Origin of the sequence: Comamonas sp. Z3 (assembly GCF_008121565.1) — a bacterium.
Lineage (GTDB): Bacteria > Pseudomonadota > Gammaproteobacteria > Burkholderiales > Burkholderiaceae_C > Comamonas > Comamonas brasiliensis.
In genome coordinates this window covers 777,364-788,171 of record NZ_VOQU01000003.1, presented here as the reverse complement: position 1 = coordinate 788,171, position 10,808 = coordinate 777,364, and the positions used below count along the sequence as shown (strand labels likewise).

9 protein-coding genes and 1 pseudogene are annotated in these 10,808 nt (G+C 62.0%); 3 read left to right on the top strand and 7 right to left on the bottom strand.

Translation table 11 applies throughout. The annotated features are described in order from the left end of the window. Positions 1-421 precede the first annotated feature (421 nt). A complete protein-coding gene (locus tag FSY59_RS12170) occupies positions 422-2,308 on the top strand; it encodes an ATP-binding cassette domain-containing protein (RefSeq protein ID WP_148729018.1) in 1,887 nt (628 codons plus the stop codon). Positions 2,309-2,419: 111 nt separating this feature from the next. Here FSY59_RS12170 and FSY59_RS12165 read toward each other — a convergent pair whose 3' ends face one another. The 7 genes and pseudogenes from FSY59_RS12165 to FSY59_RS12135 all read right to left on the bottom strand — a co-directional run bounded on the left by FSY59_RS12165 (position 2,420) and on the right by FSY59_RS12135 (position 8,838). Beyond that, positions 2,420-3,535: a chemotaxis response regulator protein-glutamate methylesterase gene (locus FSY59_RS12165; protein ID WP_003059114.1), complete on the bottom strand. Its 1,116-nt coding sequence runs from the start codon at positions 3,533-3,535 to the stop codon at positions 2,420-2,422. Positions 3,536-3,548: 13 nt separating this feature from the next. Further along, positions 3,549-4,280, bottom strand: coding sequence for a chemoreceptor glutamine deamidase CheD (cheD, locus tag FSY59_RS12160; protein WP_003059115.1), 732 nt, complete (start codon positions 4,278-4,280; stop codon positions 3,549-3,551). Positions 4,281-4,304: 24 nt separating this feature from the next. Then, a pseudogene (locus FSY59_RS12155) lies at positions 4,305-5,218 on the bottom strand (CheR family methyltransferase). Positions 5,219-5,235: 17 nt separating this feature from the next. Next, positions 5,236-5,724, bottom strand: coding sequence for a chemotaxis protein CheW (locus tag FSY59_RS12150; protein ID WP_003059117.1), 489 nt, complete (start codon positions 5,722-5,724; stop codon positions 5,236-5,238). A gap of 34 nt (positions 5,725-5,758) precedes the next feature. Next, on the bottom strand, positions 5,759-7,951 hold the full coding sequence (locus FSY59_RS12145; protein WP_148729017.1) for a chemotaxis protein CheW: 2,193 nt from the start codon (positions 7,949-7,951) through the stop codon (positions 5,759-5,761). Between the two features lie 32 nt (positions 7,952-7,983). After that, on the bottom strand, positions 7,984-8,346 hold the full coding sequence (locus FSY59_RS12140) for a response regulator (protein WP_003059121.1): 363 nt from the start codon (positions 8,344-8,346) through the stop codon (positions 7,984-7,986). A 42-nt stretch (positions 8,347-8,388) separates the two neighbouring features. After that, complete coding sequence (locus FSY59_RS12135) at positions 8,389-8,838, bottom strand: hypothetical protein (RefSeq protein ID WP_003059122.1); 450 nt, start codon at positions 8,836-8,838, stop codon at positions 8,389-8,391. A gap of 119 nt (positions 8,839-8,957) precedes the next feature. Between FSY59_RS12135 and FSY59_RS12130 the strand changes: the two genes are divergently transcribed. Beyond that, complete coding sequence (locus FSY59_RS12130; protein ID WP_003059123.1) at positions 8,958-10,079, top strand: ATP-binding protein; 1,122 nt, start codon at positions 8,958-8,960, stop codon at positions 10,077-10,079. 55 nt (positions 10,080-10,134) lie between these two features. Then, positions 10,135-10,773, top strand: coding sequence for a response regulator transcription factor (locus tag FSY59_RS12125; RefSeq protein WP_003059124.1), 639 nt, complete (start codon positions 10,135-10,137; stop codon positions 10,771-10,773). The last annotated feature ends 35 nt before the right edge of the window (positions 10,774-10,808 follow it).

Sequence of the window (10,808 nt, the reverse complement as noted above, 5' to 3'; positions counted from 1 at the left end):
AAGAAGAATTAATTCTTCCTCATTACTGTTTTTGTGAGCGTTTGATAACTCCGAAGAGTTTGTTCCGAAGAACTGGCTGCTTGCCCTCAAACGCCCACGCTTATCGGCTGTATTTTTTTAAGGAGCCAAGTGCAAAATCAAGAAGCTTGAATTTGAATCTCGTTGCTTGCTGCGATCAGCGAAGCCTTGTAGTGTATCACAACTTTTGCATTCCTGCGCAAGAACTTTTGAGTTTTTGCGAGGCAGTCGTTTGCTGCGATGGATCGAACTATAGCATAGGTGAAACCCTAGCCATGCCGCTTCTGACACAAAAGATTCATCTGCCAGCGTGGTCTTTGCCCGGGCTGCATCCATAGACAGAGATAGAGACAGCGGCCTTACGGCCGCTGTCTCTATGGAGGCCAACGATAATGCTGGCACGATGGCACTGATTACTTTGTTAGACGCTCAATTGGCGTTCGGGCACGTGGCCCTGCTGGACCACGCAAATTTTTCCCTGGAGACCGGCGAGCGCGTCGGCCTGATCGGCCGTAACGGCGCCGGCAAGTCTTCACTGCTCAAGATTCTGGGCGGACTGGCAAAGGCCGATGACGGCCAGCTCCAGGTGCAGAACGGGGTCCGCATTACCTATGTGGCGCAGGAGCCCGACCTGAACCCGGAGCACACCATCTTCGAGTCGGCGTCGGACGGCATTGCGGCCGTGATTGCGATTCGCGAGCGCTACCTGGCTGGCGGCGAGGGCGAGGATCTGGACGAGCTGCAGACGCAGATCGAGGCCTATGATGCCTGGAACTGGGAGCAGCGCGTAGAAGAAACATTGCAGCGCCTGCATCTGGACCCGAACGCCCTGGTGGGCAGTCTGTCTGGCGGCACCCGCAAGCGCGTGGCGCTGGCCCAGGCTCTGGTGGCCCGCCCCGATGTCCTGTTGCTCGACGAGCCGACCAACCACCTGGATCTGGACTCCATCGAGTGGCTGGAAGAGCTGCTGATTGCCTTCAAGGGCAGCGTGATCACGATCACCCACGACCGCAGCTTTCTGGACCGCATCGCCACCCGCATCGTGGAGCTGGATCGGGGCGTTCTGCGCACCTACCCGGGCAACTTCTCTCAGTACGTGCTGCAAAAGGAAGAGCAGCTCAGCCAGGAGGCCGTCATCAACGCCAAGGCGGACAAGCTGCTGGCCCAGGAAGAGGTCTGGATTCGCAAGGGCGTGGAAGCCCGCCGCACCCGCAGCCAGAGCCGCATCAGCCGTCTGCAGGAATTGCGTGCCAGCCGTGCCCAGCGCCGTGATGTGCTGGGCAGCGTGAACATGGATATCGCATCCGGCAAGGGCGACGGCTATCAGGGCAAGATCGTGGCCGAGCTGACCGATGTCAGCAAGTCCTTTGGCGACAAGAAGATCGTCGAGAAGTTCAGCGGCACCATTTTGCGTGGCGACAAGGTCGGCCTGCTGGGCCCCAACGGCGCAGGCAAGACAACGCTGCTGAAGATGATTCTGGGCGAGCTGGCTCCGGACAGCGGCCAGGTTCGCCTGGGCGGCAATCTGCAAGTGGCCTACTTTGACCAGATGCGCCATCAGGTGAATCTGGATGCCACGCTGGAAGACTTCATCAGCCCCGGCAGCGAGTGGATCGAGATCGGCAACCAGAAAAAGCACGTCAAGAGCTATCTGGCGGACTTTCTGTTCTCTCCGGCGCGTGCGCATTCCCCGGTCCGATCGCTATCAGGCGGCGAGCGCAACCGCTTGCTGCTGGCCCGTCTGTTTGCGCGACCGGCCAATGTCCTGGTGCTGGACGAGCCGACCAACGATCTGGACATCGAGACGCTGGACATGCTCGAAGACCTGCTGCAAAGCTACGACGGCACGGTCTTTCTGGTCAGCCACGACCGCACTTTCCTCGACAACGTGGTCACCAGCACGATTGCCTGGGAAGGCCCCGGCCACTGGCGTGAATACGAAGGTGGCGTGACGGACTGGATGGAGCAATCGCGCCGCAGCAAGGCCATGGCCGAAGCCGCGCAGGCCAAGTCCGCCCCCAAGGAGGAGCCCAAGCCCGTCGCAAGCCGCACCGACGCTGCGACCAGCCCCAAGAAGAAGCTCAGCTACAAGGATCAGCGCGAGCTGGAAACCCTGCCGGCCACGATTGCCGCACTGGAGACCGAGCAAAAGCAGATTCAGCAAGCACTGGCCGACGGCAGCCTGTTTGCCAGCGACAACGCCAAGGCCGTCGCCATGCACCAGCGCGATGCGGAGATCGATGAAGCACTGATGGAGGCGCTGGAGCGCTGGACCTTACTGTCTGAATAATCAGGCCATCAAATAAGAGAGCGCCTTGCGCCTGTCAGTTCTTGATTTCAAAGCTCTAGAAGCCTGAAATCTTTACCTGACAAGCGCAAGGCGCTCTCTTTTTATGCAATCCTAGATACGGTGATGTACCTGGTCCGAGCCGCCGCGCAGCTTGGTCAGCAGTGCATGAGCGATCTGCGGCAGAGGCAGCACCTCGTCGGCCGCACCATGGGCAATGGCTTCGCGGGGCATGCCGAAGACGATGCAGGTGCTCTCATCTTGCACCAAGTTGTAGCTGCCGGCATCGCGCATCTCGCGCATGGCGGTGGCGCCATCAGCCCCCATGCCGGTGAGCATGATGCCGTAGGCATTGCGCCCGGCGCTGGCGGCCACGGACTTGAACAGCACTTCCACCGAGGGCTTGTGACGGTTGACGGGCGGCGCATCATCGACCACGGCCACATAGTTGGCACCGCTGCGCGTGATGGAGAAATGCCTGCCGCCAGGAGCGATATAGGCATGGCCGGGCAGCAAACGCTCGCCGTGCGCGGCCTCCTTGACCGTCATCTGGCACAGGCTGTTGAGCCGTGCCGCAAAACTGGTGGTAAAGCCCGGCGGCATGTGCTGGGTGATGACGATGGCCGGGCAGTCGGCTGGCAGATGCGTGAGCACTTCACGGATCGCCTCGGTGCCCCCCGTGGAAGCGCCGATGGCGATGATTTTTTCGGTCGAGATGCGACCCAGCAGACCGGGAGTCGCCGGCGCACGGGGCGCCGCAGGCTTGGCGCCCGTACCCGCCGACGCGGCCACACCGTGCGGCACCACCGGCAGGCGATGCACCTGGGCCACGGCGGCCACGCGGATCTTGTCCACAATCTGGCTGGCCAGCTCCTGCAGGCCGTTGGCCACGCCGACGCGGGGCTTGGCCACAAAATCGATGGCACCCAGCTCCAGGGCGCGCATGGTGACTTCGGCACCCCGCTCGGTCAGCGTGGAGATCATCACCACCGGCATGGGTCGCAGGCGCATGAGCCGCCCGAGGAAATCGATGCCGTCCATGCGGGGCATTTCCACATCCAGCGTGATGACGTCGGGGTTCAGATCGCGGATCATTTCACGCGCGATCAACGGGTCATTGGCCGAGCCGATGCACTCCATGTCATGCTGGCGATTGATGATCTCGGCCAGAAGACTGCGCACCAGCGCAGAGTCGTCCACCACGATCACCCGGATTTTTGGCTTTAACAACGCTCAACCTTCCTCAAAACAGATCCACCGAGCCGCCCGCCGTATTGCGTGCCACCGCAGCCGCGTTGCCGCGAGTGATTTCCTGCTGCACCAATGCCTCGGGATGGGCGTGTGCCAGGCGCTTGACCATGGCCTTGCCCGTGGATGGGAAAAACACCACCTTGCGCGGATAAATATCCAGCACGTCCTCGGAGACGATGGGAATGCGCTCGGTTTGCAGATACTCTGTCACAAAACTGGTGTTGCGCTCACCCACATTCATGGTCGTGAAATTGGCCATGACCTGGGCGCCGCCAAAAATCTTGGCCTGCATGGATTCGCGCCTTGCGCCCAGCTTGAGCATCTCATTGATCAGCAGCTCCATGGCGTACGAACCATAGCGCCCCGAGACGTCGCTGCTATCGCCGTCAGGCAGCATGAAGTGGTTCATGCCGCCAATGCGCATGAAACGATCCCACAGGCAGGCCGCGATACAGGAACCCAGCACGGTGACGATGGCCATCTCGTCGCGCGAGACAAAGTACTCGCCCGGCAACACCTTGGCCGAATTGAGCTGGAAGTGCGGGTCGTAGTAGAAGAACGAGGCCTCGCCCGGCTGGCGCGGCTGGCGCTTGAGCTGCTCCAGCGATGAGACCGGCGCCGGCATGGCCGGATCAGGATAGCCCAGGGGCACGAAGCTGTTGCCGCGCAGGGGTCTGGCAGCGCCAGCACCTGGCAGATCCAGCGGAGAGCTCAGATTCCTCATGACTTGCAGCCCTGCCCTTCAGCTTCATTGGCGCTCATAGACGGTCTTGCCCTTGAGCGCGAACAGATCGCGCGAATCGCTGAAATTCTCGGCATGACCGACAAACAACAGCCCGCCCGGACGCATCACCTGATGAATGCGCTCCAGCACGCGACGCTGGGTCGGTGCGTCGAAATAAATCATCACGTTGCGGCAGAAGACGATGTCGAAGGTCTCCCGGAACGGCCAGTCGCCGGCGATCAGGTTGACGTTGAGAAAGTCCACCATGCGGCGCAGCTCCGGCTTGACCCGCACCATCCCCGAGTTGGCCGAACGCCCACGCAGGAAAAAGCGGTGCAGCCGCTCGGTGCTCACGCCCTTGAGGTTCTCTGCCCGGTACACGCCGCGCGAGGCGGTCTCCAGCACGCGCGAATCGATGTCGCTGGCCATGAGCTGAAAGCTGGCCGAGGCACCGAGACTCTCCACCGCCGTCATCAGGATGGAATAAGGCTCCTCTCCCGTGGAGGCCGCGCTGCACCATACCTTCCAGCCATTGCCGCCGGGTTTATGGCTGCGCAGATGCTGGGCCAGGATGTCGAAGCATGCTGTTCGCGGAAGAACGAGGTCAGATTCGTGGTCAGTGCGTTGACGAATTCCTGCCATTCAGGCCCGTCGTTGATGCTCTCCAGCCAGTCCAGATAGCTGACAAAGCTCTCATGCCCGGTCTCGCGCAGGCGGCGCGACAGACGGCTGTAGACCATGGCGTGCTTGCCATCATGCAGGCTGATGCCGGCACGCTTGTAGATCAGGGTCTGGACGCGGGCAAAGTCGCGGTTGGACCAGACGAACTCGCGCCCCTGCGCCAGCGGACCGGACATGCCGCCCGGCAGCGCCTCATCATCCTGCTCAGGCCGGGCAGGAGAGGCTGCGAATGAAGCGTTACGTCCCAGGTTCAGCACACAGACCTCTGGCGCACTCAGGCTTCGGAGGCCACCAGGCCCATGTCGACATTGCCCATGAGCTTCTCGATGTCCAGCAGGATCAGCATGCGCTCGCCCACCGAGCCCAGGCCCAGGATGCAGCCGCTGTCGATGGCGCTTTCGATATCGGGCGCAGGACGCACGGCATCGGCGGCCAGCTCCATCACATCGCTGACCGAGTCCACCACGATTCCGACCACGCGATTGCGCAGGTTCAGGATGATGACCACGGTGAAGGCGTTGTACTCCACCTCGGAGCAGTTGAAGCGCAGGCGCATGTCCACGATGGGCACGATGGTTCCGCGCAGATTGACCACGCCCTTGATGAACTCGGGTGCGTTGGCAATGCGCGTGGGCTGCTCGTAGCCACGGATTTCCTGCACCTTGAGGATGTCGATGCCGTATTCCTCCTCGCCCAGGCGGAAGGTCAGGTATTCGCGGGCCCCGGTGGCCACGCCTTCGGCAGTCTTGTTGATGATGTTCATGTCGGCTCTCTCTGCGTTGTTCGGGTTGGCTGCCTCAGTGGCGGGTACGGCGCACCAGAGCGCCCGTATCCAGAATCAGCGCCACGGATCCGTCGCCCAAAATGGTGGCACCCGATACATTGGGCACCTTGCGGTAATTGCTTTCCAGGTTCTTCACCACCACCTGGTGCTGGCCCAGCAGCTCGTCGACCAGCAGCGCCACGCGACTGCCTTCAGCCTCGACCACCACCATGATGTTGCTGGTCTGGCTTTCATCGGCGCGCGGCACCTTGAAAGTGCGCTCCAGCGCGATCACCGGCATGTACTCGTCGCGCACCTTGACCAGCTGGGTGCCATTGGCCACGGTGTTGACATCGTCGGCCTTGACCTGGAAGGACTCGACCACCGAGGACAGCGGCAGGATATAGACCTCTTCGCCCACACCGACGGACATGCCGTCCATGATGGCCAGCGTCAGCGGCAGACGCACCGCCACCTTCATGCCCACGCCGGCGACGGACTCGATCTCCACCGTGCCGCCCAGCGAGGTGATGTTTCGCTTGACCACGTCCATGCCCACGCCGCGGCCCGAGACATCGGTGACCACATCGGCCGTCGAGAAGCCCGGCGCAAAGATCAGCTGCCAGACCTCGCTGTCGGGCATGCTGTCGGAGACATCCATGCCGCGCTCGCGGGCCTTGTTCAGAATCCTCTCGCGATTCATGCCCTTGCCGTCGTCACGCACCTCAATGACGATGGAGCCGCCCTGGTGGGATGCCGCCAGCGTCAGCGTGCCATGTTCGGACTTGCCTGCAGCGATGCGGTCCTCCGGCATCTCGATGCCGTGGTCCACGCTGTTGCGCACCAGATGGGTCAGCGGATCGGTAATCTTTTCGACCAGTCCCTTGTCCAGCTCGGTGGCCTCACCCAGCGTGACCAGATCGATCTTCTTGCCCAACTTGCCCGCCAGGTCGCGCAGCATGCGCGGGAAGCGGCTGAACACGGTGGACATGGGTATCATGCGGATCGACATCACGGACTCTTGCAGGTCACGCGTGTTGCGATCCAGGTCGGCCAGACCGGCCAGCAGCTGCTGATAGGTCGTCGGGTCCAGCCCCTGGCTGTTCTGTGCCAGCATGGCCTGGGTGATAACCAGCTCGCCCACCAGATTGATGAGCTGGTCCACCTTCTTTACATCCACGCGGATGCTGGTGGACTCCATATGGGCTGCAGCGGCCTTGGGTGCAGCCTTTTGCGCAGCACCTCCAGCGCCGGCAAGCGCACCATGCTCCTGATTCTGCTGAGCCTCGGGGCTGCCCGGAGCACCCGCAAAAAAGCCGTAGGCTTCTTCGGCCGGCAGATTGTGGGGCGGCATGGCGGCCTCTTCATCGACCACGGCTTCCGGCTCGGCCACGGGCTCGGCCGCGGACTGCGGCAGGGTCGCCTCGCTGATCTGCACCTGCTCCTTGGAGACATGGAAGACAAACAGATCACGCAACTCGTCATCGGTGGACACCGTTCTGACCTTGAACAGACGGTGATCGGCCTTGGCACTGGCCTGGTCCTGGATCGTGCCCAGACCCGGAATGTCGCGGAACAGCTCCTTGATGGCGTCGCCCAGCTCCAGCCGGGACAGCGGGCCGATCTCGATCATCAGCTCACGTGCACCCTCGGGAGGCTCGGTACCGATCGCAGGGCCTGGCTCCGCCGCCTGGGCAGCGACCGGAGCCGGCGCCTGAGCGGGTGGCTGCGCGACGGCGGCGGCCGCCTGCTGCGCAGGCTCGGCAGCCGCGGCGCTGCGGTTGATCTGGGGAATTTCGGTCAGGCCCTGGGCCAGGGCCTCGATGCGCACCACGAGTTCCGCAGTGGAAACCGGCTCGCCCTCGTCGCCCGACTGGTGACGTGCCAGCAGGCTGCGGCTGGCGTCCGCCGACTCCAGCAGCACATCGACCATCTCGGGGATGGGCGTGATTTCGTGGCGGCGCAGGCGATCCAGCAGGGATTCCATGCGGTGCGTGAGCTCGGTCACATCCGAGAAGCCAAAGGTCGCCGCACCGCCCTTGATGGAGTGGGCGCAGCGGAAGATACCGTTGAGCTCTTCATCATTGGCGGCCGAAAGGTCCAGGCTGAGCAGCATCTGCTCCATCTGGTCGAGGTTCTCGCTGGCTTCCTCGAAAAAGATTTGATAGAACTGGCTAAGGTCGAAGTCTGCGCCCGAACCTGCGCCATCCTGGTGTGTATCCGCCATGGTGTTTCCTGCTGTGATTCGTTGTTATCGGCTTAACGCAGCACTTTTTGAATAACTTCGATCAATCGATTGGGATCGAAGGGCTTGACCAGCCAGCCTGTGGCACCTGCAGCCCGGCCCGCCTGCTTCATCAGATCGCTGGATTCCGTGGTCAGTATGAGGATGGGCGTGCCCTTGAACTTCGGGTTTTCACGCAGTTTGCGCGTGAGACCGATGCCGTCCAGCCGCGGCATGTTCTGGTCGGCCAGCACCAGATCGATGTTCTGCGCCTGCGCTTTTTCCAGCGCATCCACACCGTCGACGGCTTCCACCACCTTAAAACCAGCACTGCTCAATGTGAAAGACACCATCTTTCGCATCGAGGGGGAATCATCAACAGCCAGAATCGATCGCATGTACAGCTCCAACAGACGGGCAACGGAAAACAGGGTAGAAGTTCAAAACAGCTCCACGGAGCCGGCATCCATCTCGCTTTGCGTGACGGGATTGGGCTTTTCGGGCAGGTTTGGCAGACTGATGGCGGACTCCGCCTCGTCCTCGTCCCTACCCATGGCGGCAGCCCCGAGCCTGAAAGCACAGGCTTGCAAAGTGTGTGCCATATGGGCAATCAGCTGAGACGACATGTCGTGAAACTGAAGCTCGGTCACAGCCAGGCGCAACGACTCACGTGCTGTTGCCAGCGCAGTGGAATCAGGCAAGGCCGGCTGCGACAATTGCCCATTGACTTGCTCGAAGCGCTCCAGCAGATTGTGCGTGGCATGGTCCAGCAGCCCTTCAAGACGCTGCAGATCACGCAGCGTGACCAGCAAGGCATCCTGCAGCTCCGCAGCCACCATCACCGGCACGGCAACTGCAGGCACACCCGAAGGGTTTTGCATCGTCTGCATTGTTACTCCAACTGCGTAAAACCATCATGACGGCCCTGCCGCCATGCTCCACGAAATGAACCGATCAGCAGTCCGTCCCTCGTGACCACACAGCCACGACCTGACGACAACAGCCCTCGATGTTCCAAAATGTATCCAATGATAGCCTCCTTGGCGATATTCAATTCCGGAATCAGACCTTGAAAATCCTCCATATTGAAGACTCTGTCGCAGATCAGGCGCTGGCACGCCTGAGCCTCAAGCGCGGTCAGCTGCCCTGCACGCTCACGGCCGTGGACAGTCTGCAGGAGGTCAGCGACGCCCTGGAGACGCAGGAATTCGACCTGATCCTGGCGGACTATCATCTGCCCGGCTTCACGGCGCTTGATGTCTGGGACCTGGTGCGAAACCGTGCCGACGCCCCCCCTTTCGTGCTGCTGTCGGGGGCCATCGGCGAGTCCGCCGCAGTGGACATCATGCGCCTGGGAATCAGCGACTATCTGCTCAAGGACCAGATCAACAGCCTGCCCCGTGTCATCAAGCGCGCCATGGAAGTCCATGAAGCGCGACTGGCCCGCCGCCGCGCCGCGCTGCAACTGGCCGAGTCCGAAAAGCGCCTGGCCGAGCTGACCGAACACCTGCACACCAGCATCGAGCAGGAGCGCGCCAATATCTCGCGCGAGATTCACGACGACATCGGCGGCTCGCTCACTGCCGTCAAGTTCGACCTGGCCTGGCTGATCCGCAACAGCCCCGAAGGCAAGCAGCGCGAGCATGCCAGATCGGCGCTGGAGATGCTGGAGCACGCACTGGGCGCCAGCCAGCGCATCATGCAGAACCTGCGTCCGCCCGTACTGGACCAGGGACTGGTGGCAGCCGTGCAATGGCTGGCCCAGGACTTCGAGCGCCGCACCGGCATACCCGCCCAGCTGCACACCAGCCGCGAGCATATGGAAATAGCAGCCGCGCAGCAGGTGGTGGTCTACCGTACGGCACAGGAATCCTTGACCAATATCAGCAAATACGCACAAGCCAGCCAGGTGACCCTGGATTTGTCCGACCACGAGGGTTTTTTGACACTGGAAGTAACAGACAACGGCATAGGCCTGAGCCAGGATGAGCGCAATAAACCGCATTCCTTCGGCCTTCGCGGACTAAGTGAGCGCGCGCGAACTATTCAGGGCTGGCTGGATGTGAGCAGCCACCCCGGCCGAGGAACCTCTATCATCCTCACCATTCCTCTGGCAGAGACCCAGGCATGAGCCGCCCAACCACGCGCTTGCCCGGTCTGCCATCTGACTTCCTGGGAGAGCAACCTTGATTCACGTGGTGCTGTGCGACGACCATGCCATTTTGCGCCGGGGCATACGCGACACCCTGGCAGAGGCGACGGACATCAGCGTCACTGCAGAAGCCGGCAGCTACGCCGAGCTGCGTGAGCAACTGCGCGATGCCACCTGCGATGTGCTGCTGCTGGACATCAATATGCCGGGCCGCAGCGGCCTGGAAGTACTGGCCAGCGTGCGCGAAACGCATCCGCAGATCCGCGTCATCATGGTCTCCATGTACCCCGAAGACCAGTATGCCTTGCGCAGCATCAAGGCCGGCGCGGCCGGCTATGCCAACAAGGCGGGAGATCCGGTGCTGCTGATCGACGCCGTGCGCACCGTCCACAGCGGACGCAAATACCTGACTGCCGAGGTGGCCCAGATGCTGGCCGACAGTCTGGCCCAGCCTGCGGCCCCGGTGCCGCATGAAACCCTGTCCGAGCGCGAGATGCAGACGCTGCTGAAGATTGCCAGCGGTCAGCGCCAGACCGAGATTGCACAGGAGTTGATGCTCAGCCCCAAGACGGTGAGCGTGTACCGGGCACGCGTGCTGGAGAAGCTGGGCATGGGCAGCAACGCCGAACTGACCGCCTATGCCATCAAGAATGGGCTGATCGATACGCCCTGAGCCGCTGACCGAAAGCCAAACCCGGCTTCAGCGCT

What these genes read in the sequence shown, in the direction of transcription:
- FSY59_RS12170 (WP_148729018.1), top strand. Translation starts at nt 422, where the DNA reads ATGGCACTGATTACTTTGTTAGACGCTCAATTGGCGTTCGGGCACGTG.
- cheD (WP_003059115.1), bottom strand. Translation starts at nt 4,280, where the DNA reads ATGAGGAATCTGAGCTCTCCGCTGGATCTGCCAGGTGCTGGCGCTGCC.
- FSY59_RS12150 (WP_003059117.1), bottom strand. Translation starts at nt 5,724, where the DNA reads ATGAACATCATCAACAAGACTGCCGAAGGCGTGGCCACCGGGGCCCGC.
- FSY59_RS12130 (WP_003059123.1), top strand. Translation starts at nt 8,958, where the DNA reads ATGTTCCAAAATGTATCCAATGATAGCCTCCTTGGCGATATTCAATTC.
- FSY59_RS12135 (WP_003059122.1), bottom strand. Translation starts at nt 8,838, where the DNA reads ATGCAGACGATGCAAAACCCTTCGGGTGTGCCTGCAGTTGCCGTGCCG.
- FSY59_RS12145 (WP_148729017.1), bottom strand. Translation starts at nt 7,951, where the DNA reads ATGGCGGATACACACCAGGATGGCGCAGGTTCGGGCGCAGACTTCGAC.
- FSY59_RS12140 (WP_003059121.1), bottom strand. Translation starts at nt 8,346, where the DNA reads ATGCGATCGATTCTGGCTGTTGATGATTCCCCCTCGATGCGAAAGATG.